The organism is Erwinia sp. OLFS4 (genome assembly GCF_002752165.1).
In the GTDB taxonomy this organism is placed as follows: domain Bacteria; phylum Pseudomonadota; class Gammaproteobacteria; order Enterobacterales; family Enterobacteriaceae; genus Izhakiella.
Genome location: NZ_MOMB01000006.1, coordinates 43,454 through 67,491, shown reverse-complemented (window position 1 = coordinate 67,491; position 24,038 = coordinate 43,454). Strand labels below are relative to the sequence as shown.

Annotated in this window: 21 protein-coding genes; 19 read left to right on the top strand and 2 right to left on the bottom strand. The window is 51.8% G+C overall.

Annotated features, from left to right (window positions below):
- The first annotated feature begins 20 nt into the window (after positions 1–20).
- Positions 21–722 (top strand): response regulator, encoded by a 702-nt coding sequence (locus BL249_RS03020; protein ID WP_099704487.1) that lies wholly within the window; start codon positions 21–23, stop codon positions 720–722.
- Positions 719–1,819 (top strand): ATP-binding protein, encoded by a 1,101-nt coding sequence (locus BL249_RS03015; RefSeq protein ID WP_099704486.1) that lies wholly within the window; start codon positions 719–721, stop codon positions 1,817–1,819. The genes BL249_RS03020 and BL249_RS03015 overlap by 4 nt, the downstream gene beginning before the upstream one ends.
- Positions 1,820–1,850: 31 nt before the next feature.
- Here the strand turns inward: BL249_RS03015 and BL249_RS03010 are convergent, their stop codons facing one another.
- Positions 1,851–2,606, bottom strand: a complete 756-nt coding sequence (locus tag BL249_RS03010; RefSeq protein WP_099704485.1) for a YoaK family protein — start codon at positions 2,604–2,606, stop codon at positions 1,851–1,853.
- Positions 2,607–3,516: 910 nt separating this feature from the next.
- On the opposite strand from BL249_RS03010, the gene otsB reads away from it, so the two are divergent.
- The 16 genes from otsB to flhE all read left to right on the top strand — a co-directional run bounded on the left by otsB (position 3,517) and on the right by flhE (position 21,324).
- On the top strand, positions 3,517–4,293 hold the full coding sequence (otsB, locus tag BL249_RS03005) for a trehalose-phosphatase (protein WP_099704484.1): 777 nt from the start codon (positions 3,517–3,519) through the stop codon (positions 4,291–4,293).
- A gap of 4 nt (positions 4,294–4,297) precedes the next feature.
- Positions 4,298–5,698, top strand: coding sequence for an alpha,alpha-trehalose-phosphate synthase (otsA, locus tag BL249_RS03000; RefSeq protein ID WP_099704483.1), 1,401 nt, complete (start codon positions 4,298–4,300; stop codon positions 5,696–5,698).
- Between the two features lie 1,004 nt (positions 5,699–6,702).
- Positions 6,703–7,053, top strand: a complete 351-nt coding sequence (gene flhD, locus BL249_RS02995; RefSeq protein ID WP_099704482.1) for a flagellar transcriptional regulator FlhD — start codon at positions 6,703–6,705, stop codon at positions 7,051–7,053.
- Positions 7,053–7,631, top strand: a complete 579-nt coding sequence (gene flhC, locus BL249_RS02990; protein ID WP_099704481.1) for a flagellar transcriptional regulator FlhC — start codon at positions 7,053–7,055, stop codon at positions 7,629–7,631. Before flhD ends, flhC begins: the two co-directional genes overlap by 1 nt.
- Positions 7,632–7,761: 130 nt before the next feature.
- Positions 7,762–8,649 carry a flagellar motor stator protein MotA gene (gene motA, locus BL249_RS02985; protein WP_099704480.1) on the top strand — a complete coding sequence of 296 codons (888 nt, stop codon included), beginning with the start codon at positions 7,762–7,764 and terminating at the stop codon, positions 8,647–8,649.
- On the top strand, positions 8,646–9,710 hold the full coding sequence (motB, locus tag BL249_RS02980) for a flagellar motor protein MotB (RefSeq protein WP_099704479.1): 1,065 nt from the start codon (positions 8,646–8,648) through the stop codon (positions 9,708–9,710). The genes motA and motB overlap by 4 nt, the downstream gene beginning before the upstream one ends.
- Before the next feature lie 10 nt (positions 9,711–9,720).
- Positions 9,721–11,712: a chemotaxis protein CheA gene (gene cheA, locus BL249_RS02975; RefSeq protein WP_099704478.1), complete on the top strand. Its 1,992-nt coding sequence runs from the start codon at positions 9,721–9,723 to the stop codon at positions 11,710–11,712.
- A gap of 23 nt (positions 11,713–11,735) precedes the next feature.
- On the top strand, positions 11,736–12,233 hold the full coding sequence (gene cheW, locus BL249_RS02970) for a chemotaxis protein CheW (protein ID WP_099704477.1): 498 nt from the start codon (positions 11,736–11,738) through the stop codon (positions 12,231–12,233).
- Between the two features lie 513 nt (positions 12,234–12,746).
- The gene (locus tag BL249_RS02965; protein WP_099704476.1) at positions 12,747–14,423 is read left to right on the top strand and encodes a methyl-accepting chemotaxis protein; all 1,677 of its coding nucleotides are present in this window, start codon (positions 12,747–12,749) and stop codon (positions 14,421–14,423) included.
- Between the two features lie 71 nt (positions 14,424–14,494).
- The gene (gene cheR, locus BL249_RS02960; protein ID WP_099704475.1) at positions 14,495–15,370 is read left to right on the top strand and encodes a protein-glutamate O-methyltransferase CheR; all 876 of its coding nucleotides are present in this window, start codon (positions 14,495–14,497) and stop codon (positions 15,368–15,370) included.
- 3 nt (positions 15,371–15,373) lie between these two features.
- Positions 15,374–16,417 (top strand): protein-glutamate methylesterase/protein-glutamine glutaminase, encoded by a 1,044-nt coding sequence (locus BL249_RS02955; protein WP_099704474.1) that lies wholly within the window; start codon positions 15,374–15,376, stop codon positions 16,415–16,417.
- Positions 16,418–16,459: 42 nt separating this feature from the next.
- Positions 16,460–16,849 (top strand): chemotaxis response regulator CheY, encoded by a 390-nt coding sequence (cheY, locus tag BL249_RS02950; RefSeq protein ID WP_099704473.1) that lies wholly within the window; start codon positions 16,460–16,462, stop codon positions 16,847–16,849.
- 9 nt (positions 16,850–16,858) lie between these two features.
- Complete coding sequence (gene cheZ, locus BL249_RS02945; RefSeq protein ID WP_099704472.1) at positions 16,859–17,503, top strand: protein phosphatase CheZ; 645 nt, start codon at positions 16,859–16,861, stop codon at positions 17,501–17,503.
- 185 nt (positions 17,504–17,688) lie between these two features.
- Positions 17,689–18,840 (top strand): flagellar biosynthesis protein FlhB, encoded by a 1,152-nt coding sequence (gene flhB / locus BL249_RS02940; RefSeq protein WP_099704471.1) that lies wholly within the window; start codon positions 17,689–17,691, stop codon positions 18,838–18,840.
- Positions 18,833–20,917, top strand: coding sequence for a flagellar biosynthesis protein FlhA (gene flhA / locus BL249_RS02935; RefSeq protein WP_099704470.1), 2,085 nt, complete (start codon positions 18,833–18,835; stop codon positions 20,915–20,917). The genes flhB and flhA overlap by 8 nt, the downstream gene beginning before the upstream one ends.
- A 17-nt stretch (positions 20,918–20,934) precedes the next feature.
- Entirely contained in the window at positions 20,935–21,324 is a 390-nt protein-coding gene (gene flhE / locus BL249_RS02930; protein WP_446717685.1) for a flagellar protein FlhE, read from the top strand.
- 83 nt (positions 21,325–21,407) lie between these two features.
- On the opposite strand, the gene argS is transcribed toward flhE, so the two are convergent.
- Complete coding sequence (gene argS / locus BL249_RS02925) at positions 21,408–23,138, bottom strand: arginine--tRNA ligase (protein WP_099704469.1); 1,731 nt, start codon at positions 23,136–23,138, stop codon at positions 21,408–21,410.
- A 333-nt stretch (positions 23,139–23,471) separates the two neighbouring features.
- Between argS and BL249_RS02920 the strand changes: the two genes are divergently transcribed.
- Positions 23,472–24,032: a VOC family protein gene (locus BL249_RS02920; RefSeq protein WP_099704468.1), complete on the top strand. Its 561-nt coding sequence runs from the start codon at positions 23,472–23,474 to the stop codon at positions 24,030–24,032.
- Positions 24,033–24,038 lie beyond the last annotated feature (6 nt).

The following is a 24,038-nucleotide window of genomic DNA, read 5'->3' as shown; positions in this document are numbered from 1 at the left end:
TCATAGCGGGACGATCGAATATGCATAACCAACCGATTTTAGTGGTGGAAGATGATGATGAAATTGCCGCTATCCTGATTGCTTATCTGGAAAAGCAAGGCTATCGCACGGAAAGGGCCAGCAATGGCGCGATAGCACTGACCCGTTATGACGCGGTGCAGCCACAGCTGGTGATACTCGATATCCGTATGCCGCTGAAGGACGGCTGGCAGGTGCTGGCGGAATTGCGTCGGCTGGGTGATACCCCGGTGATCATGCTTACTGCGAATGATGATGATATCGACAAACTCTCTGCATTGCGCATCGGGGCTGATGATTACGTGGTGAAGCCGTTTAATCCTGCTGAAGTGGTTGCCCGTGTTCAGGCGATTTTGCGGCGGGTGAATCTGGTGCAAAGTGATACAGCCAGCGGCGTTATTCACAGCGACTGGATTGATATTCATCTGGCCAACCATAGCGTGATCGTCCGTCCGGGCAACCGGGACATCGCCATGAAGCTGACGACCACAGAGTTTCGCCTGCTGGCGCACCTGGCACGGACGCCGGACCGGGTTTGCAGCCGTAATGAACTACTGGAAACCTGTATGCCGGAAGGTGAAACTTTACCGCGTACCGTGGACAGCCATCTTAGCAAATTGCGTAAAAAGCTGGAGGAAGAGGGCGTCTGCGGACTGTTACAAAACGTGCGCGGCTTCGGTTATCGTCTGGGGAGAAAACCGTGAAGTTATATAGCCTGAGCCGGCAGCTTAACTGGGTCATTATTAAAATTACTCTCTACTCTTTTTTTATCTCATTCGCGGTGTATTTGCTGTATTTCGTTGTAATTGCGCTGCATTCAGGGCGGTCAGTCACGGCAAGTATTGATATGGGTTCCACGGTGGACTGGATGCAGATTATTGTGTCTACCCTGCTTTCCGTGCTGGTTTCAGTGGCGATTGCTGCTCGCTTTGCCCGTACGCTTCTGTTTCCGTTAAATTCACTGGCGGAAAGTGCCAGACGCGTGGCCGATGGTGATTTGTCTGCCCGGGCACAAAAGGGCGAACAGCGCCTGAAAGAGATGAGCGGCCTGGTGGACGATTTTAATCTGATGGCAGAAAAACTGGATGCCATGTCGCGGGAAATCCGTATCTGGAATGCGGCTATCGCTCATGAATTGCGCACGCCGGTGACAATCCTGCGCGGGCGTTTGCAGGGGCTGGAAGAGGGCATTTTCCAGCCTGAACCTCAGTTATTTCATAATCTGGTTAAGCAGACGGATGGCCTGTCGCGTCTTATCGAAGATCTGCGCGTGCTCAGCCTTGCGCAGAGTGGCCATCTGCAGCTGCATTTTGACCATGTCCAGGTGGAAAAAGAGATAGAGGCAGTGGCGGCATTAGTTAAAGATGATTTAACACGCAGTCATCACACACTGAAACTGGAGCTGGCGGCCGTGGCCATTCACTGCGAGCCTTCCCGCTTGCGCCAGGCGGTACTGGTACTGCTGGAAAATGCCAGACGTTATGCTGTACCAGGCCGTGTCATTGTCTCCTGTACGGCACGCCAGCAGGGAGCATTAATCGTGGTGGAAGATGAAGGACCAGGCATCGGTGCGGAAACCGCTGCGCGGGTATGGGATGCCTTCTCACGCGGCGATGGCCCCTGTTCGCAACAAAATGGTGGCAGCGGCCTGGGGCTGGCGGTGGTACGGGCTATTGTGATGTCGCACGGTGGATATGTTGACTATGGCCGGGGCGCGCGCGGTGGTTCGCGGTTTTCTCTGTGGTTTCCGCCCGGCCCTGCAAACGTTAACCCCTCTGTCGAATCAACGGTTGCAGTGTAAGCGCAGCGGCCGGTCAGCCAGGTGCGGCCAATCAGGCATTTTGTGGGCTGTTGCTACGTATACGTCTTTTACGGGTAGTATACAGTGCAATCACAATGGCGCTGGTTGCTACTACCATCAGAAAAACACCCACCGCCAGCATGGCACTGAAGCCTGCCAGCCGGTATAGCAGCAATCCGCCAATGCCGCCGGCGACAAAGGAAAAGAGCGTGGTAAGGTGCGTGGACAGAACCATATACTGGCTACGCCAGCCTGTTTTGTCGTTACGCGACAACCAGCCAGCGACGACTGAGCCGAGCGCAATGCCGGCATCGGTAACTGTACCGGTAATATGCGTGGAGCGGACCCGGCCATTTGATAGCTGGGTTGAAGTTGCATTATGAATACCCATTAAAAAAGCCAGAAAAACCACAGACTCCCGGTTAACGGCTGCAGTATAAAACCGCAGTTCAAACAGCGACAGTAATGCTAACGCGGCGCCCTCAGCCAGCAAAATCAGGCAATATATCGTGCGCAGCTTTTTGTTTAAACCTGCAGCAACCGTCACCCGTGCGCTAAATGCCCCGGCGATAAAAGCAATCAGAATCGTAGTGAGAAACACCAAATCTTTCAGGTTAGATGTGGATACTTCCGTTGATATTTGCGAGGTATTGCCACTCATATGTGAAGGAAAGAAACCAAATGCCCCCAGCGCCATGGCATTGAGGGTACCCGCGCTGGTCGCCAGGACCAGCGCAAGCCAGCGATCTTCAAGGTGTGAACGTATACGTTTACGTTTAATCAGCACGGGCTACTCCAGCAAAGTCAGTGCATAGAAAATAAAAAAAGATGATAAAAGAAAATATTGATTTGGCCGCGTTGTAAATAATAGCCTGGCACGAAAAATCAGCAAGGAGAAGAAAAGTACAGTTAATTAAATAGATTAAGTTTTTGTCAATTAATGAAGGGTAATAAGATAACCATATGAGGATTTTCTTATAATATAATTCTAATTATTGAGTTTGATTTAATAATAAGCGCAGTGTTTATGAGATTTTTATATCAATACGCAGGCGCAGTTGAGGGAATTAACCGGAAAATCACCAGACAGAATGATTTGTTCACTGGATGTTATTTAACCGAATATTAACTGAATCTCGTTGATTATCAGCAGAATATTCGCGCTGGGATTTCAGCGCATGCAGATAACGGGAAAAGGTTATTACAAGGCAGGCTATGCCAGGGCACTAACCTGAAAGACAGAAATGACTGAACGGCCCTTAAACCGGGCGACCAGCGCTGATGACACCACCGGCGGCAGGGGATCGATCTGCGCTGAATAGGCATGAATTTTGCACTAAAAATGCCGCGTTGCTGGCGCGTTACCTGGTAATTTCCAGGCCAGCACCTATACTGAAAGGCGATATTCCCGACTTCAGGAAGAGCAAAATGGGTAGCAGGTGCAAAGTAAGATGCTGTGGTTCAATGCACTAATAGGGCGTGTAAACCAACAGATTGTGCATGTTTCTCCGGCGGGGCGTTTTCCGCCTTCAGGGCAGCAGGCAGGCCCTCATTCCCCGTATCACCTTCAGCATCGGGTTTCCTCACGAGGTGGTCATTGAGAGGCATCACCCGAATTTGCATTATCTGGTCTTTTGCCGCAAGGGAGCCGGCAGAGGCTGCAACGTTCTTTTAACCAGCAGACCAGGAGAAAAAGAGTGAATCAACCCGCCGATGGCGTGCCCGTGATAATACCGGCCAGTCACGCTTTCTTTTTTGACGTTGATGGGACCCTGGCGGCTATTCAGCCACAGCCTGACGATGTGTTTATCCCCAAAAAGGTTATCGCGATGTTACGGCAGCTCGCTGCTGCCTGCGACAATGCGCTGGCGCTGGTATCCGGCCGGCCACTTGCTGAACTGGATGCCCTGGTTGCACCGTTACGGCTGCCGCTTGCTGGGGTTCATGGTGCTGAACGCCGGGATGCTGACGGTGTGCTGCACACCGTCAGACTGCCCGGGCAGGTCGCTGCTTCAGTGGCAGGCCAGCTGCAGCAGGCGCTAAAAGAAATGCCCGGCACGCTGTTGGAAGTGAAGGGAATGGCGTTTGCGCTGCACTATCGTAATGCCACACATTTTGCCGGTGCGGTTCAGACTCTGGCAGAAAAAATGGTGGCGCTCTATCCGCAGCTGGTTTTGCAACCGGGAAAATGCGTGGTGGAACTGAAACCTGCTGGTGTGAACAAAGGCGCTGCTCTGCGTCAGTTTATGCAGGAGGTGCCTTTTGCCGGGCGTACCCCGGTTTTCGTGGGTGATGATTTAACCGATGAAGCCGCTTTTGCGGTGGTTAACGCGTCCGGCGGTCTGACCATCAAAGTCGCAGACGGCCTGACGCAAGCGACACACCGGATTGCTGATGTCGACGGCGTATATGCCTGGCTGGAACAACTCACATTACAATTACATCAAGACACAACATCATCGGTAAGGAGTTAAGGTTATGAGTCGTTTAGTTGTCGTATCTAACCGTATCGCTCTGCCCGTGGGTGGAAAGGCCAGTGCCGGAGGGCTGGCGGTCGGGATTGTTGATGCGCTGAAGTCAACCGGCGGTTTATGGTATGGCTGGGATGGCGAGATCAGTGAAATCGGTGAAGAAGATGAACAGGTTAATATTCAGGAACATGATGGAATCACCTATGCTTCATTTGGCCTGAATCAGAATGATTATGACCTTTACTATCTGCAATTTTCAAACGCGGTTATCTGGCCGGCGTTCCATTATCGACTTGATCTTGTGCACTTTCAGCGTGAAGCATGGGAAGGTTATTGCAGCGTCAACCGCCTGCTGGCTGTACGTTTGCAGCCGTTATTGAAACCGGATGATATTTTGTGGATCCATGATTATCATCTGCTGCCTTTTGCCGCTGAATTACGTAAGCTGGGGGTTAGTAACCCAATAGGCTTTTTTTTGCACATCCCCTTTCCGACACCGGAAATTTTCAATGCCTTACCCCCTCACAAAACCCTGCTGAATATGCTCTGTCAGTACGATCTGCTGGGATTTCAGACTGAGAACGATCGGCTGGCATTTCTTGACAGCGTTGCACAGGTGACGCAGCTCGAACAAATCGGGGTAAAACAGCATCGTGCGTTTGATAACGCGTTTGCGAGCGAAGTTTATCCGATAGGCATTGAGCCAGACAGTATCCGCGAGATGGCAGAAGGTCCGCTGCCGCCCAAAATGGCTGCGATGAAACGCGACCTCGGAGATATCAAAAATATTATTGCCTGTGAGCGGCTGGATTATTCGAAAGGATTACCGGAACGCTTTCTTGCCTATGAATCACTGCTGGAGAATTATCAGGAGCATCGAAGCAATATCCGCTACACCCAGATTGCCCCCACTTCGCGCGGCGATGTGCAGGCCTATCAGGATATCCGCCACCAGCTGGAAACCGAGGCCGGACGGATTAACGGAAAATATGGCACTTTAGGCTGGACGCCGCTTTATTATCTCAATCAGCATTTTGACCGGCGTTTGCTGATGAAAATTTTTCGTCTGACCGATGTCGGTCTGGTGACGCCGCTGCGTGATGGCATGAATCTGGTTGCTAAAGAGTATATTGCTGCACAGGACCCGGCCGATCCTGGCGTGCTGGTCCTGTCACGGTTTGCCGGAGCGGCCAATGAACTGACGGCAGCGCTGATCGTCAATCCCTACGATCGTGATGACGTTGCCGCTGCGTTGAATAAAGCGCTGACGATGCCTCGTGCTGAGCGTATTGCCCGCTATAACGAGATGATGACGGTATTAAAGCGCAATGATATTGCAAACTGGCGTGAGACATTTCTCAAAGATTTGCGTGCATTATCCACGCAGAGTGGGAAATCATCTGACTGAATCCGGCTAATCGAAGGCGCGGTCATCGGCGGGGAGATCCCTTTAAACGAATACCTGCAGCGGGGAAACCCTGACTTATTCCGCTGCAGGTATTCGGCGCTGTTTTTCCTTTCACTATTTTCTGCCTTATTGAGATGGTTGCCGCTTACTGGCAACAACATAGGTTGTCCAGTCGCTTTTTTTCTGATTATAACGTCAACTGCATGAAGTAATCCCTTAGTCAATATATTAGTAGTTCTAATGCAATATGAATTTACAGGCTTTTACTATATCTAAACGCTAAGTTAATGAGCTTAACCAAACCCTGTGATTGTTTGCAATTAGCTGTGTGAAAAATGCAGGGGGCTCTACCGCCTGGCTGATACTTAAATCAAATTTATGCCACTAAAAGCTCCTTTAAAGCACATATAATTAGTGTATAGTTCTGATTGGTGTGTTTTTATGGAAGATAAATCTGACATCATGGTAATAAATTCAGATTTTATCTAAAAGAATGGTAATGCGAACAATCAGAGTTTGTGTGCTCTTTTTTGGTGCGTAATTTTTACAAAAAAGTAATAAATTGATTACGTTGTAAACTAAACAACAGTAACGCTGATGCTTTTTCAAAAAAAATTTGCCTTAAAAGTGTGACGCATATCACACTTTATCTAAAATTTTACGCATCGCTCGTTGTATGTCGTAAATAGAGGGGATACAGTTGCCTTGTTTTTCGGATTACTCCTAACGTAAATTCGGACTAGTCCGAAGTGGCTGTGATTGGCTCTCTAATTAGTGCGCATTTCAGGATGAAATGCATGAAAGGTGGTTAAAACTCAGGTCGTAAATAATAAGTGAGTTAAGATAGCTTTTCGGCGAACTCTTCCGGGAATATATGACAGGCTTTTAGCACTTTGGCTTTGCCACTATAAATTTTTGCCATCTTTAGATTTACCAACCAGCAACAAAAGGTGCGGTCTGATTTAACCGCAAACATTTTAAATAGTGACAGTCATGGTGGGTACATGCGTACTTCAGAATTACTTAAACATATTTATGACATTAATTTGTCATATCTTTTGCTTGCACAGCGTTTAATTAATCAGGAAAAGGCGTCAGCTATGTTCCGTCTGGGTATCGATGAGTCAATGGCGAATGCACTCGCTCAGCTGACATTGCCAGAAATGGTAAAACTGGCAGAGACAAACCAGCTGGTTTGTCAGTTCCGTTTTAATGATCACACGATCATCAGCCGTTTAACACAGGAGTCGCGGGTTGACGATCTGCAACAGATTCATACCGGTATTTTATTATCCAGTCGTCTGCTGCGTGATATTTCTAAGGATGGCGATATGCCGAAGAAGAGGGCTGGATAATGAGTGATAAAAGTATCGTCAAGGAAGCCAATGATATTCAGCTGGCAATAGAGTTAATATCGTTGGGCGCCCGTCTGCAAATGCTTGAGAGCGAAACACAATTAAGTCGCGGACGATTAATTAAGCTGTATAAAGAATTACGGGGTTGTCCACCCCCTAAAGGAATGCTGCCATTCTCAACCGACTGGTTTATGACGTGGGAGCAAAATATTCATGCCACCATGTTTTGCAATGCCTGGATGTTCTTACTGAAAAGCGGTCAGACCTCAGGTATCAAAGCTATCATCAAGGCCTACCGGCTCTATCTTGAACAGTGTCCACAGAGTGATGACGGCCCGTTACTGGCGCTCACTCGTGCCTGGACCCTGGTGCGCTTCGTTGAAAGCGGAATGCTGGAACTTTCCAGTTGCAAATGTTGTAACGGGCGCTTTATCAACCATGCACATCAACCCGCAGGCAGCTTTGTGTGCAGCCTGTGCCAGCCGCCGTCACGGGCGGTAAAAAGGCGTAAACTTCCGGCAGAAACTGCCGATAACCTTCAGCAACTGCTGGATGAACACGTGAAGCAAGCCGTTTAACCGCTTTGCCCGATGATGAAAAAACACCAGCAGCGGTAATACCGCTGCTTTTTTTTTCTCTGGTGCGGGTGGCGGGTAAACGTAGCGGATTCCTCCTTCACCCTACACGTTATTGACGTAAGGATTTATTGTGCTGGTTATCTTGGGTTATCTCCTTGTTATCGGGTCCGTGTTGGGCGGGTATGTGATAGTTGGCGGCCATCTTGGCGCGCTTTATCAACCTGCGGAGTTACTGATTATCGCCGGCGCCGGATTCGGTGCTTTTGTGGTGGGCAATAACGGTAAAGCCATTAGGGCAACGGGAAAAGCGTTGCCACTGCTGATGCGCGGGTCCAAATACAACAAAGCGATTTATATGGATCTGATGGCGTTGCTTTATCGCCTGATGGCCAAATCCCGCCAGCAGGGCATGTTGTCGCTGGAGCGTGATATTGATGCGCCTCAGGACAGCGAAATCTTTACTCATTACCCGCGCATAATTGCCGATAAACGGTTAGTGGACTTTATCGTCGACTATCTGCGTCTGATGGTGAGCGGCAATATGAATGCGTTTGAGATAGAAGCCCTGATGGATGAAGAAATTGAAACCTATGAAAACGAATGTGATGTGCCGGCACAGGCGTTCCAGACGGTCGGTGATTCGTTACCTGCATTCGGGATTGTTGCGGCGGTGATGGGGGTGGTCCATGCGCTGGCGTCAGCAGATCGGCCGGCGGCAGAGCTGGGTGCACTGATTGCTCACGCGATGGTCGGTACTTTTCTTGGCATCCTGCTGGCTTATGGTTTTATCTCACCGCTGGCTGTGGTTCTGCGTCAGAAGTGCGCTGAGACGACCAAAATGATGCAGTGTATTAAGGTAACGCTGCTGTCAAGCCTGAACGGATATGCGCCCCAGATTGCCGTGGAGTTTGGACGTAAAACGCTTTACTCCTCCGATCGGCCATCCTTTCTTGAGCTTGAAGAACATGTACGAAATGCCAAATCACCGGCGAAACAGACCGCGGAACAAGATGCATGAAGCACAATAATCATCCGATCATCCTGGTCAAAAAGCGTAAGCATAAAAAACATGCAACCGGACATGGCTCATGGAAAATTGCTTATGCCGACTTTATGACGGCAATGATGGCATTTTTTTTAGTGATGTGGCTGATTTCAATTTCTAATCCCCAGCAGCTGGAGCAAATAGCGGAATATTTTAAGATGCCACTGAGAATGGCATTAAGCGGGGGTGAGCGTGCCAGTGATAGTGAAAGTGCTATTCCCGGCGGGGGGGACGACCCGACCCGGCAGAAAGGTGAATTGCATAAAACGGTTGCCGGCGATGACAAAAAACGCTTGCTGGACGAACAAAAACGCAAGCTGGATGAAATACGACTGAACCGGCTGCGCGAACGACTCGATCAGCTGATTGAAACCGATCCGAGATTAAAGGCGCTGCGGCCACACCTGATCATTAATCTGGTTGAGGAGGGGCTGCGCATTCAGATTATCGATAGTCAGGATCGGCCAATGTTTAAACGCGGCAGTGCGGATGTTGAACCCTATATGCGCGATATTTTGCGCGCAATTGCGTCTATTCTCAACGATTTACCCAATAAATTAAGTATTGCCGGACATACAGACGACTTCCAGTATGCCAATGGCGATCGGGGATACAGCAACTGGGAACTGTCGGCAGATCGTGCTAATGCATCGCGTCGCGAACTGGTTATGGGCGGCCTGGACGGCAGAAAAATGCTGCGGATAGTTGGTATGGCTGACACCATGAAACTGAAGAACCGCGATGGTGATGAAGCGGTTAACCGGCGTATAAGCCTGCTGGTACTAAATCATGATACCGAACGGGCGATTGAAAAAGAGAACGCTGAAAGTGATGCGGTTGCGCTGCCCGATGATGGCGATCTGCAGAATCTGAAACACATAGCGGCACCGGCAATGCCCGCTAACGCCAGTAAAACACCTGAACTTCAATCTTCAGCGGTAGCGCCCAGCGTGTCGCCAGCAGCCCCGGGAAGTCAGCGCCCGCCTGCACAGCGGCCGGCTGTGCAAACCGATCGCGACTCACATCAGAGGTGATAACGTGAGCATGGATATCAGCGATTTTTATCAGACGTTCTTCGATGAAGCCGATGAATTACTGGCTGATATGGAACAACATCTGTTGGGCCTGGATCCGGCAGCACCGGACGCCGAGCAGCTTAACGCTATTTTCCGTGCCGCCCATTCTATTAAGGGAGGGGCTGGCACTTTTGGATTCAGTGTACTGCAGGAAACCACCCATATTCTGGAAAACATACTCGACGGTGCACGTCGCGGCGAAATGCAGCTCAGTACCGATATCATCAACCTGTTTTTGGAAACGAAGGACATTATGCAGGAACAGTTAGATGCTTATAAGTGCGCACAGGAGCCGGATGCTGCTGCCTTTGAATATATCTGTCAGGCACTGCGTCAGCTGGCACTGGAAAGCAAAGGCGAAACCGCGGCGGTGGCTGACGTCACCCCTATAACGCTGGCTGCGCCGGTCAGCGATGACGCTTCAGCTGCTGCCAACAGCAATACATTACATATTATGCTCTCTGACCTCAAAGCCAGTGAAATCGATCTGTTGCTTGAAGAACTGGCTAATCTTGCCACTGTCAGCGGGGTCCAGCGCGGTGAAAACAGTCTGCAGGCATCGCTGACCACCCCGGTGAGTCAGGATGATATTAGCGCAGTGTTGTGCTTTTTGATTGACGAAAAACAGATTGCTTTTACCGCAAATGCCGCGGTGATGGCCGGCCAGGCGACTGACGTTTCGCCGGCTGAGAGGATGCCGGCTGACGCCCCGCATGTCCCGGTGACGCCCAAAGCAGATGCGGCAAAAAAAACGACGCCGGCCCGTGGTGGCGAGTCGAACAGTATTCGGGTGGCAGTGGAAAAAGTGGACCAACTGATTAATCTGGTGGGTGAGCTGGTTATCACCCAGTCGATGCTGGCTCAGCGCTCTAACCGGCTGGACCCGGTTCAGCATGGCGATTTGCTTAATAGCATGGGCCAGCTGGAGCGCAATGCGCGCGATTTACAGGAATCGGTGATGTCTATTCGCATGATGCCGATGGAATATGTCTTCAGCCGTTTTCCACGCCTGGTGCGGGATCTGGCCAGTAAACTGGGTAAAGAAGTCGAGCTGACGTTACTGGGTAGCTCCACCGAGCTGGATAAAAGTCTTATTGAACGCATCATTGATCCGTTAACGCATCTGGTACGCAACAGCCTCGACCACGGGGTGGAATTGCCGGAAAAGCGTATTGCAGCGGGCAAAGCTGCCAGCGGTAACCTGACGCTTTCGGCTGAACATCAGGGGGGCAATATCTGTATTGAAGTGGTGGATGATGGTGCGGGTCTTAACCGCGAACGTATTCTGGCAAAAGCGGTTTCTTCCGGCCTGCCGGTGCATGATGGCATGAGCGATGATGAAGTTAATATGCTGATTTTTGCGCCAGGATTTTCTACCGCTGAACAGGTCACTGATGTCTCCGGACGCGGGGTCGGTATGGATGTCGTAAAACGTAACATCCTCGAAATGGGGGGACACGTTGAAATTGCCTCAAAACAGGGCAGGGGAACCACCATTCGTATTTTGCTTCCGCTGACGCTGGCCATTCTGGACGGTATGTCGGTGCGGGTGGCTAACGAGGTGTTTATCCTGCCGCTGAATGCCGTAATGGAGTCTTTGCAACCACGTAGTGAAGAGCTGAAAGCGCTGGCCGGTGGCGAACGGGTACTGGAAGTGCGCGGAGAATATTTGCCACTGGTTGAATTATGGGATGTATTCGACGTGGCTGGCGCAAAACAAGACGCGACACAGGGCATTGTGGTTATCCTGCAAAGCGGCGGAAAACGGTATGCACTGCTGGTTGATCAGCTGATTGGTCAGCATCAGGTGGTGGTAAAAAATCTGGAAAGTAATTATCGCAAAGTGCCGGGAATTTCCGCTGCTACCATCCTTGGCGATGGCAGTGTCGCGCTAATTGTTGACGTATCGGCGCTGCAAACGCTGAACCGTGAAAAGCGTGTGGCCAGCGCCGCAGCCTGAATGAACAGCATAAGGGTAAAACAATGACTGAAAAGGCAACTGTCACCAGACTTGCTGGCGAAACCGTTGGCCAGGAGTTTCTGGTTTTTACACTGGGTAATGAAGAATATGGGATTGATATTCTCAAAGTGCAGGAGATTCGTGGTTACGATCAGGTGACCCGAATTGCCAACACCCCGGCCTTTATTAAAGGGGTGACCAACCTGCGCGGGGTGATCGTGCCGATTGTCGATCTGCGGGTAAAATTTCTGCAGTCCGATGTCGATTATAACGAAAATACCGTGGTTATCGTGTTAAATCTGCTGCAACGGGTGGTGGGTATTGTGGTTGACGGCGTGTCTGATGTGCTATCACTGACACAGGAACAGATCCGCCCGGCGCCGGAATTCGCCGTCACTATGTCGACAGAATACCTCACCGGGCTGGGGGCGCTGGACGATCGTATGTTGATTCTGATTGATATTGAAAAGCTACTTAACAGTGAAGAGATGGCGCTGGTCGATGCCCTGCGCGCATCCTGATTATCAGAGATCCTTTCCGTTCGTATTCGCCTGCGCGGAGCCGCTGGCCGCGCGCAGGTGGATGCGAAGGGATCACGGATAAGTCTCCCCGCGCTTTCTGGCTCATCAGCCGCCATCAAACCGCCACTCTGCCTTGCATCAATTTTCACCATCCCGACTAAACCTCCCGCGAGGCGCGCCGATAATATTTTGGCGATATCGCTTTCATTCCTGGGTTAAACAGGCTGACTAAGATTCGGGTAGTAGCCAGCCAGCGCGGTGCAGGAAAAACGGCAAAGGTTCTGAGCGGCTGTTTTCAGGGAATAAGCTGTACCAATGCCTGACCATGATGCAGGCGATCTTGTGGCGCGGATAGTCGCTGTGGGCAGCGGCCTGTCGGGGTGATTTTTTCAGTGATGCCAGAGTCAGATCGGTCAGTCTGAACACTGTAAAGTATATTTACACTTTGCCGATAACAGGGCTACTCAATGTATTACCAATAACAGTTTTTTTCAGCGTAGTCTGAGGTTAAGTATGTATAAGCGTATCAAGGTGGTTACCGCACTGGTAACAGTGCTGGTGGTGTTTACGTTGCTGGAGATTGCTACCGGAAGCATGTTTTTTCGCACGGTGGATGATGATCGGCAGAATTTTATTTTTAACCAGGATCTTAATACGTTGCAGCGTGAGATGGGGCTTTCCTGGATGGCATTGGTACACGCGCGCGTTTCGCTGGCGAGGGCGGGTACGCTTTATGCCCTTAATCCGGCACAGGCGGCAACCGACAGAGGCATTCAGTCACTGCTGACTCAGGCGATCCATGAGCTGGATGAGGCTAATCAGGCACGGGCACGTTTTGATAATGCGTTGACGGATACGGCCCGCAACGCTCCGGAAGTGCAGGCGGTACAAGCAAATTACACCATCTATCATGACGCGCTGGTGGAACTGGCTGCCATGCTGAAAAGCGGGCGTTTTCAGGACTATCTTGATCAGCCAACCCAGGGTTACCAGGATCAGTTTTCCAAAACCTATAATCAGTGGCTGACTACCAATAATGCTTTGATTAAGCAGGGCCTGGAGAATAACAATGCGGCCTGGTTGCAGACGCAGATTATCCTGGCTGTCGTGGCGTTGATGACATTACTGATTATCATTCTGGTGTGGATCGGCATGTACCGTATCCTGCTACGTCCTCTGACGCTTTCTATCGGCCATATTCGTCATATTGCTGACGGTGATTTGACCCAGCCAATCATCGTGGAAGGTAAAAACGAAATGACCCAGCTGGCGGCCAGTTTACGCAACATGCAACAGTCATTAATACGTACTGTCAGCAGCGTGCGTGATGGATCAAATGCAATTAATAGTGGCGCAATCGGCATATCGGCCGGTAGCAGCGATCTGTCAGCGCGTACCGAGCAGCAGGCGGCCTCGCTGGAAGAAACGGCCGCCAGCATGGAACAGCTGACCTCAACGGTACGGCAGAATGCCGATAATGCCCGCCAGGCATCGAAACTGGCGCTCAGCGCTTCGGAAACGGCTCAGCGCGGCGGTAAGGTCGTTGATGGTGTGGTTGAGACGATGAAAGACATTGCCGGCAGTTCGAAGAAAATTTCCGACATTACCAGTGTAATTGATGGTATTGCCTTCCAGACTAATATTCTGGCGTTAAACGCTGCGGTGGAAGCGGCACGGGCCGGTGAACAGGGGCGTGGTTTTGCCGTGGTCGCGGGTGAAGTACGCAGTCTGGCGCAGCGCAGCGCCAGTGCGGCCAGAGAAATTAAGTCGTTAATTGAGGAGAGCGTATCGCGGGTTGATGCCGGGGCGGTACTGGTGGAAAGCGCCGGAGAGACAATGAGTGAAATCGTCAGTTCAGTCACCCGGGTTACTGACATTATGGGCGAAATCTCCTCGGCTTCTGATGAGCAGAGTTGGGGAATCGATCAGGTTAATACGGCGGTCAATGAAATGGACCGCGTGACGCAGCAAAACGTTACCCTGGTGCAGGAGTCTGCAACCTCAGCCGCTGCACTGGAACGTCAGGCCAGCGAACTGGCCCAGGCGGTGGCGTTGTTCCGTATCAGTAAAGAAACGCATTCTGGTGCCGTTAATAGCAGTAGAGAGCCGTCACAGATGATGCCGCTGGAGGGTAGTCAAAAAGCGCTGCCGGCAACGGTAAATGTTCATGACAACTGGGAAACCTTCTGAGCGGGGTGCCGCCGGATTACAGGGAATACAGCGGGTAAACCTGATATGGAGCATCTTGCCAGGTGGTTTGTATGACAAAACCGACGTTGCAGAAAATACAGAACAATGTGACGCCATTAATGCAGGCGTTTCAACGCCTGCCATTATCTGATAGCCATTTTAAGCGTATCAGTGAGCTGATTTATCAACGAGCAGGGATTGTGCTTGCCGGGCATAAACGTGAAATGGTCTACAACCGCCTGATGCGGCGCTTGCGGGCGTTAAAGCTGGATGATTTCGGCTGTTATCTCGCTCAGCTGGAAACTAACCCTGGCAGCGCGGAGTGGCAGGCTTTCGTGAATGCGCTGACAACTAATCTGACGGCGTTTTTTCGTGAAGCGCATCATTTTCCACTGCTGGCGGAGCAGGCAAAACAACGTAGTGGCAGTTTTAATGTCTGGTGTGCGGCAGCCTCAACCGGAGAGGAACCGTACTCAATAGCCATCACGCTGGCAGAAACCCTGGGAGTCGGTCCGGGCAAATTTCAGATCCATGCCACCGATATTGATACCCAGGTGCTGGATAAAGCGCGCACGGGGATTTATCGCCAGGAGGAGCTGAGAACACTGTCACCACAGCAGCTACAGCGCTTTTTTATGCGGGGAACCGGACCACATACGGGGATGGTTAAGGTGCGTAGTGAACTGGGTAATGTGATTCAGTTTGCTCAGCTTAATCTGCTGGCTAACGAATGGGCACTACCGGGCCCATTTGATGCAATATTTTGTCGTAATGTAATGATTTATTTTGATAAAGGAACACAGGAAAAAATTTTACGGCGCTTTGTCCCCCTGCTGAAACCCGGTGGCCTGCTGTTTGCAGGCCATTCAGAAAATTTCAGTCAGCTGAGCAAAGATTTTTATCTGCGCGGGCAGACCGTATATGGCCTTGCCAGGGAAAGGAAATGAACAATGATAAAGGTGCTGTGTGTTGACGATTCAGCGCTGATGCGTCAGCTAATGACCGAAATTGTCAATAGCCATCCTGATATGGAAATGGTGGCCAGTGCTCCCGATCCGCTGGTAGCTCGCGAGCTGATTAAACAGTTAAACCCGGATGTGCTGACGCTGGATGTTGAAATGCCGCGGATGGATGGCCTCGACTTTCTGGAGAAACTGATGCGCTTGCGACCGATGCCAGTGATTATGGTTTCATCGCTGACCGGGAAGGGATCTGAGATTACCTTGCGGGCCCTGGAACTGGGGGCGGTAGACTTTATTACTAAACCCAATCTGGGCATTCGTGAAGGCATGCTGGCCTATAGCCAGATAATCGGCGATAAGTTACGGGCTGCCTCACGCGCCCGGCTGACAAGACACAACCTGTCTGTAGCACCGGCTATTCTGAAGAATATTCCGCTACTTAGCAGCGAAAAATTGATTGCTATTGGCGCATCGACCGGTGGCACTGAAGCGCTACGTCATGTTCTTCAGCCGCTGCCGGCAACCAGTCCGGCGTTGCTGATTACCCAGCATATGCCGCCGGGATTTACCCGATCATTTGCCGAAAGGCTTAATAAGCTGTGTCAGATTACGGTGAAAGAGGCCGAGGATGGTGAACGCGTTCTGCCAGGCCACGCTTATATTGCCCCCGGTGCGATGCACCTGGAGCTGGCACGCAGTGGCGCTAATTATCAGGTGAAGCTGAATCAGGGCCCACCGGTTAACCGGCATAAACCTTCGGTCGATGTGTTATTTAACTCCGTGGCACACTTTGCCGGCCGCAATGCGGTCGGCGTGATTCTTACTGGCATGGGTAATGATGGCGCGGCCGGATTACTGAAGATGAAACAGGCGGGAGCCTGGACCATTGCCCAGGATGAAGCCAGCTGTGTGGTATTTGGCATGCCGCGCGAAGCGGTTGTGCTGGGGGCCGCCAGTGAGGTGATTGACCTGCAACAAATCAGTCAGCATATGCTGACAAAAATTAGCGCCGGACAGGCATTACGTATCTAAAAAAGCGCCTGTCCGCTGGGACAGGACAAAACAGGAGTAAGTATGACCGACAAAAACCTGAGATTTCTGGTAGTGGACGATTTCAACACCATGCGTCGCATTGTTCGCAACCTGCTAAAGGAACTGGGTTTTAACAACGTGGAAGAAGCCGAAGACGGTGTCGATGCGCTGAACAAGCTGCATGCTTCTTCCTTTGATTTTGTTATTTCCGACTGGAATATGCCGAATATGGATGGTCTGCAGCTATTACAGACTATTCGTGCTGATGACGTACTGGCTAAGCTGCCGGTACTGATGGTAACGGCAGAGGCCAAAAAAGAGAATATTATTGCAGCGGCGCAAGCCGGAGCCAATGGCTATGTAGTAAAACCTTTTACCGCGGCGATACTGGAAGAAAAATTAGGCAAGATCTTTGAAAAACTGGGTATGTAAGGAGCTGTCATGAGCAAACTTGCTAAACCGGACGATGAGGCTGTAACGGCGAATGACATTATCTCGCGAATCGGCTCCCTGACGCGCATGCTACGTAAAAGTCTGCGCGAACTGGGGCTGGAACAGGCCATTGCTGAAGCGGCAGAGGCGATCCCCGATGCGCGCGATCGCCTGGATTATGTGGTGAAAATGACCAGCCAGGCGGCAGAACGGGTGCTGAATGCGGTGGATGATACCCAGCCGCGTCAGAATGAGATGGAAAAAGAGGCGAAGCAGCTGTCAGCGCGCTGGGATAAATGGTTTGAAGATCCGCTAGCGCTAGCCGATGCGCGGTCGCTGGTAACCGATACGCGTGAGTTTCTTGCACAAGTGCCCCAGCATACCGCGTTTACAAATGCCCGGCTAATGGACATCATGATGGCTCAGGATTTCCAGGATCTCACCGGGCAGGTGATCAAACGCATGAACGACGTGGTTCAGGCGATTGAACGCGAATTGGTGATGGTACTGCTGGATAATATGCCTGAAGAGGTCACCAGCAAAGTGAAGGATAATGCCAGCCTGCTTAATGGCCCACAGATTCACGCCGATGATGAGGGTGTGGTCGCCAATCAGGCGCAGGTAGACGATTTACTTGACAGCCTGGGCTTCTGAGAATCTGTCTCTTCTTCGCCCGGCAGTGGGGTCAATCAGCCCCCCACTGACTGCGGTGTTTCGCAACGCAGACCCTGCTTCATTAGCAGAATAACCCCTGATTTACGCGTTTTCTCGCGGCATTATTTCTGCTCGCGTCCTGGCATCATAGCACTATAAATTACTGCTGGTATGGGTAACGGGCTGTGGCTGAAGGTAGCGACGAGGAAAAAACTGAATCCGCAACACCTCACCGACTAGAGAAAGCCCGGGAAGAGGGGAATATTCCGCGTTCGCGTGAATTGACTTCATTTCTGATGCTGATGGCCGGACTGGCGATTTTATGGCTGGGCGGTGAGTATATGGCACGCGTGCTGGCGGCGATGCTGTCTGACGGCCTCAGTTTCAATCAGGCGCTGTTAAACGATGATCAGCGCATGCTCATTCAGTTAGGAAAGCTGGCGATGCAGGCGGTCAGTGCGCTGGTGCCCATAATGGCCGGACTGGTGTTGATGGCAATCGCGGCCCCGATGTTGCTTGGCGGGGTGGTAATTAGCGGTAAAGCGATAAAATTTGACCCCAAAAAACTCAATCCGCTTTCCGGTCTTGGCCGGATTCTATCCGCTCAGACGTTTGCCGAACTGCTTAAGTCAGTTTTGAAAGCAGTATTGGTGGCGACGGTGGCCGGCTGCTATATCTGGGCAAAATGGCCGCTAATGTTGCATCTGATTAGCGAATCGCCATTAACCGCGCTGGCCGGGGCGCTGAATATGCTGGCAATGTGCAGTATGCTGGTGGTCCTCGGGCTGCTGCCGATGGTGGCATTTGACGTCTTCTGGCAACTCTACAGCTATTACAAAAAACTGCGCATGACGCGTCAGGAAATCCGTGAAGAGTTCAAAAATCAGGAAGGCGACCCACATGTTAAAGGGCGGATTCGCCAGGCCATGCGCGCGGCGGCCCAGCGCCGCATGATGGCTGATGTCGCCAATGCTGACGTGATAGTCACTAATCCGACGCACTATGCGGTGGCGCTGCAATATGTTGAAAAGAAAATGAACGCACCGAGGGTGCTGGCGAAGGGGGCCGGAGAGATTGCGTTGCGTATTCGTGAGTCAGGCGCAGAACATCGGATTCCGCTACTGGAGGCCCCCCCGCTGGCACGAGCGCTGTATCGCCACAGCGAGATCGGTCAGCAGATCCCGGGTACGCTCTACGCCGCCGTCGCTGAAGTGCTGGCCTGGGTGTGGCAGCTGCGAAGCTGGAAGCGCGAAGGTGGCCTGATACCGAAAAAACCTGAAAATCTGCCGGTGCCGGACGCACTGGACTTTGCAAGTGAGACAAAAACTGATGGCTAATCTGGCCGCTTTATTACGCTTACCTGAAAATTTTAAACAGACACAGTGGCAGGTTCTGGCCGGCCCGGTACTGATTCTGCTGATTTTGTCGATGATGGTACTGCCGCTGCCGCCTTTTGTGCTGGATTTGCTGTTTACCTTTAATATTGCGCTTTCCATCATGGTACTGCTGGTGGCGATGTTTACTCAGCGAACGCTGGAATTTGCTGCCTTCCCGACTATTTTGCTGTTTTCAACGCTGCTGCGTCTGTCGCTTAACGTTGCTTCTACCCGCATCATTTTGCTTGAGGGCCATACTGGCGCTGCGGCGGCGGGACGGGTGGTGGAAGCCTTTGGCCATTTTCTGGTGGGCGGTAATTTTGCTATTGGCATCGTGGTTTTTATCATTCTGGTTATCATTAATTTTATGGTCATCACCAAAGGTGCCGGACGTATTGCCGAGGTGGGCGCGCGTTTTGTGCTGGACGGTATGCCGGGTAAGCAGATGGCGATTGATGCCGATCTCAATGCCGGTTTGATTGGTGAAGACGAAGCAAAAAAACGACGTGCTGAAGTCACTCAGGAAGCTGATTTTTACGGTTCAATGGACGGTGCCAGTAAGTTTGTGCGCGGTGATGCTATCGCCGGAATTATGATTATGGTGATTAACGTTATCGGCGGTTTACTGGTGGGGGTAGTGCAGCATGGAATGCCCTTTGCTGATGCGGCACAGAGTTATACGTTGCTGACTATTGGTGACGGACTGGTTGCCCAGATCCCGGCATTGGTCATCTCAACCGCAGCCGGTGTGATTGTAACCCGGGTCAGTACTGAGCAGGACGTTGGCGAACAGATGGTGTCGCAACTGTTCAATAATCCGCGTGTGATGTTGCTTTCAGCCGCGGTTCTCGGCTTGCTGGGGTTAGTGCCAGGCATGCCGAATCTGGTGTTTCTGTTATTTACCTGCGCCCTGTTGGGTCTCGCCTGGTATATGCGTGGCAGGCAAATAAAGCTGCCGGTAACGCCAGCGGTAATGGCCCCGGCAGCCGATACGGCCAGCGCACCGGAAGCGTCATGGAATGATGTCCACCTGGAAGATTCACTGGGGATGGAAGTAGGTTATCGTCTGATCCCGATGGTCGACCATCAGCAAAATGGTGAGTTGCTGGGGCGGATTCGCAGTATCCGTAAAAAATTTGCGCAGGAGATGGGTTTTTTACCGCCGGTAGTCCATATTCGCGACAATATGGATTTGCCGCCAGCGCGCTATCGTATTCTGATGAAGGGCGTTGAAATTGGCAGCGGCGATGCCTATCCTGGCCGCTGGATGGCCATTAATCCGGGAACGGCGGCCGGTGCGCTACCGGGTGAGCCGACTATCGATCCGGCTTTTGGTCTTGAGGCAGTGTGGATTGACAGTGCGCTGAAAGAGCAGGCACAGATTCAGGGATTCACCGTGGTGGAAGCCAGTACCGTGGTGGCAACACACCTTAATCATCTGATTGGTCAGTATGCCAGTGAATTGTTTGGCCGTCAGGAGGCACAACAACTGCTGGATCGCGTATCCAGCGAAATGCCGAAGCTGACAGAAGATTTGGTTCCCGGGGTAATTACGCTCACCACCTTGCATAAAGTATTGCAGAATCTGCTGTCTGAACGGGTTGCTATCCGGGATATGCGTACTGTGATTGAGACCCTTGCGGAACATGCGCCGGTACAGAATGACGCCCAGGAGCTGACCAGTGTGGTGCGCGTTGCTTTGGGGCGGGCCATTACTCAGCAATGGTTCCCCGGCACGGGAGAAGTGCAGGTGCTGGGACTGGATACGGCGCTTGAGCGCCTGCTGCTGCAGGCCATGCAAGGGGGAGGCGGCCTCGAACCTGGTCTGGCGGATCGCTTACTGGTGCAGACAACTGAAGCGTTGCAGCGTCAGGAATCACTTGGTGCTCCGCCGGTGCTACTGGTCAATCATCCGTTGCGTGCTCTGCTGGCACGCTTCCTGCGCCGTAATCTGCCGCAGCTGGCGGTGCTCTCTAACCTTGAACTGAGTGACAACCGTCAGATTCGCATGACGGCAACCATCGGGAGCCAGGGATGATTAGCCGGCGCGTGCTGCTGCTGAGTGTGGTGATGCTGTTGCCAGCGCCGGGGCTGGCAGCCAGCGGTGGGGCCTGGCAGTCATCGGCGATTGGGCCTGCGCTGGATAACCGTGGGGTGGCTGCTGCTTCACGGCCGCTGGCTCCGCCCCATCGGATGAAGGGCACAATGACCATCATCTGGTGGCGATATCAGCTGACGGCACCGGCGCCAGCAGATCTGGTGGTGCGTTTATGCAGCACGACGCGTTGTGTTACGCTGGAAGGACAGCGCGGCGAAACGCGCGGGTTGACCAATGTACCTGCCGGCGAAACGCTGCACTTTGTTTATCTGGTGCCGGGTTCAGGACGTCTGTGGCCAACGCTGCGGGTGAGAAGTAATGAAGTGATGGTTAATTACGCCCGGTGACGCCTGATATCCCCGCCGCACGGCATTCCGTGCGGCAAGCGCATGCTACGATGAAATCGCCACGTTTCCGCTGGCGGCATCACTTACATGCGCTCTACGGTCTGAATACCCAGCATGTCGAGACCCAGTTTGAGAGTGCGGGCCGTGAGCAGCGCCAGGCTGAGCCGGCTGTTGCGGGTGGTTTCATCATCGGCAGTAAGAATGGGGCAGTGTTCATAAAAACCGGAAAACAGTCCTGCCAGGTCGTAGAGATAGGCACACATGACATGCGGTGTGCCATCGCGGGCAACCTGAAGCAGGGTTTCTTCAAACTGCAGCAGGCGGGCTGCCAGCGCAGCCTCCCTTGGCTCACCTATAATAACTTCGCCATGAACGCTATTTTCATCAATGCCCGCCTTGCGAAATACCGAAATTACCCGGGAATAGGCGTACTGCATATAAGGTGCGGTATTGCCTTCAAACGCCAGCATCAGATCCCAGTCAAATATATAATCGGTGGTACGGCTTTTTGACAGGTCAGCATATTTAACCGCGCCAATGCCGACTACTTCTGCCAGCTGAGATAGCTCGTTTTCTTCCATTTCGGGATTTTTTGCGGCAATCAGCGTGCGGGCGCGGCTGACCGCTTCATCCAGCAGGTCAGAAAGACGGATGGTGCCGCCGGCGCGGGTTTTAAAAGGCTTGCCATCTTTACCCAGCATCATGCCAAAAGCGTGATGCTCGAGGGAGACCGAATCCGGGACATAGCCGGCTTTACGTACGATGGTCCATGCCTGTGCCAGATGCTGATGCTGGCGTGAATCAATATAGTAAAGTATACGGTCGGCATGCAGGGTTTCATAACGGTATTTCGCACAGGCAATATCCGTTGTGGTATACAGATAGCCACCATCCTTTTTCTGGATGATCACGCCCATCGGTTCACCTTCTTTATTTTTAAATTCATCAAGGTAAACCACCGTCGCCCCGTCATCTTCAACGGCCAGCCCTTTAGCTTTCAGGTCGGCGACAATGCCAGGCAACATGTCATTGTACAAACTTTCTCCCATGACATCGTCGCGCCGCAGGGTAACGTTAAGCCGATCGTAGACTTTCTGATTTTGCGACATGGTAATGTCTACCAGACGTTTCCACATCGTGCGGCAATAAGCATCGCCGCTTTGTAATTTAACCACATAACTGCGCGCGCGCGCGGCGAATTCAGCATCTTCATCATAGGTACGCTTAGCCTCGCGGTAAAAACTCTCCAGATCGGCAAGGGCGATGGCGTCATGCTGGGTATTTTGTTGTTTTTCCAGGAAGGCGATCAGCATGCCAAACTGGGTACCCCAGTCACCAACATGGTTGGCACGGATAACCTGATGGCCAAGAAAGCTAAGCGTGCGGGCGGCGGCATCACCAATAATGGTTGAGCGAACGTGACCAACGTGCATCTCTTTAGCCACATTAGGCGCGGAATAATCGATCACAATGGTTTGCGCTTTTTCCAGCGCGACGCCAAGGCGTGGTGACGCCAGCGCGTCTGTAATGTGCGATTGCAACCAGTCCCGGGCAAGGAAAATATTGATAAAACCCGGTCCGGCGATTTCCACCTTTTCGGCAATACCTTTCAGGTCCAGCTTTTCCAGGAGCGCAGTGGCCAGTTGTCGCGGCGGCATACCCATTTTTTTGGCTACGGCCATTACACCATTAGCCTGATAATCACCAAACTGCGATCGCGCAGATTGGCGCACCTGGGGTTCGCAATCTGCGGGGGCACCCGCTGCGATCATTGCCTGACTGACTTTTTCTGCAAGAAGAGCCTGAATATTCACCTGGTTACCTTAACATTTTCACAGCCGATCGGTGTGCAATCACCGAACGTTAAATGAACCCACTGCCGCTATTCGGTGCTGGCAATAGTAAAATAATCCGGGAGTATACTGATTTTTCTGCTGGGTGTCGTTATTCGCGCGTCAGGCGGACACCTGCTACATGGGCCCACAGGGAACCCGGTGGAAAATAACCGGGTTTATCCACAGGTCTGACGGTGATAAAAGGGGTGCTGATAAGTATTCAAAACCGCTAAGATACCCGGCCTGCCTGACCGGGAAAACAGAGCGTTACGTGATACAGGCAGTTATATCCGGTGTAGTGAGGAAGTAAAAATGAAGCAGTGGTATGAGATTGAACAATTACAGGATCTGGTCGGCGATCTTGTCCATTTTAATCACGCGCTGGCCGCGCTGGCGGAACGCTTATCGCTGGAGCTGAGTGCGCTTGAGGTCGACCATATAGCCTTGCGCTGTCAGCATGAGAGCACCGCCGAGCGCTGGATGCACGGATTTTTACAGTGTGGCAGCCTGCTGTCGGAAAAGATGATTAATGGCCGTCCGGTGGCGTTGTTTGAACTGCAAACGCCGTTGATTATTCACGGCAGTGCAATTTATATCGTCGAACTTCCGTGGCCAGGGGATAAACGTTATCGCCATGATGGCTGGGAACACATTGAATATGTGCTGCGCGGCGAGCCTGAAACGCTGGGACAGCGCGCAATGGCACTGTTTTCGGACAGCAGTCTGACGCAGTCTGGCATTGCCTTTAAAACCAGTGCGCCAAAAGGTGAGCGCGAGTGTCTGCCGAATCCGACGCTGGCGGTGACGGATGGCGAGGTGACGATTAAATTTCATCCCTGGTCACTGAAAGAAATTATTGCCAGCGCAGATTGACCACGG

Excerpts from the sequence above, each read along its gene's own strand:
- BL249_RS03020 (WP_099704487.1), top strand. The coding sequence starts at position 21 with ATGCATAACCAACCGATTTTAGTGGTGGAAGATGATGATGAAATTGCC.
- otsA (WP_099704483.1), top strand. The coding sequence starts at position 4,298 with ATGAGTCGTTTAGTTGTCGTATCTAACCGTATCGCTCTGCCCGTGGGT.
- flhD (WP_099704482.1), top strand. The coding sequence starts at position 6,703 with ATGCGTACTTCAGAATTACTTAAACATATTTATGACATTAATTTGTCA.
- flhC (WP_099704481.1), top strand. The coding sequence starts at position 7,053 with ATGAGTGATAAAAGTATCGTCAAGGAAGCCAATGATATTCAGCTGGCA.
- motB (WP_099704479.1), top strand. The coding sequence starts at position 8,646 with ATGAAGCACAATAATCATCCGATCATCCTGGTCAAAAAGCGTAAGCAT.
- cheA (WP_099704478.1), top strand. The coding sequence starts at position 9,721 with ATGGATATCAGCGATTTTTATCAGACGTTCTTCGATGAAGCCGATGAA.
- cheW (WP_099704477.1), top strand. The coding sequence starts at position 11,736 with ATGACTGAAAAGGCAACTGTCACCAGACTTGCTGGCGAAACCGTTGGC.
- BL249_RS02965 (WP_099704476.1), top strand. The coding sequence starts at position 12,747 with ATGTATAAGCGTATCAAGGTGGTTACCGCACTGGTAACAGTGCTGGTG.
- cheR (WP_099704475.1), top strand. The coding sequence starts at position 14,495 with ATGACAAAACCGACGTTGCAGAAAATACAGAACAATGTGACGCCATTA.
- BL249_RS02955 (WP_099704474.1), top strand. The coding sequence starts at position 15,374 with ATGATAAAGGTGCTGTGTGTTGACGATTCAGCGCTGATGCGTCAGCTA.
- cheY (WP_099704473.1), top strand. The coding sequence starts at position 16,460 with ATGACCGACAAAAACCTGAGATTTCTGGTAGTGGACGATTTCAACACC.
- cheZ (WP_099704472.1), top strand. The coding sequence starts at position 16,859 with ATGAGCAAACTTGCTAAACCGGACGATGAGGCTGTAACGGCGAATGAC.
- flhA (WP_099704470.1), top strand. The coding sequence starts at position 18,833 with ATGGCTAATCTGGCCGCTTTATTACGCTTACCTGAAAATTTTAAACAG.
- BL249_RS02920 (WP_099704468.1), top strand. The coding sequence starts at position 23,472 with ATGAAGCAGTGGTATGAGATTGAACAATTACAGGATCTGGTCGGCGAT.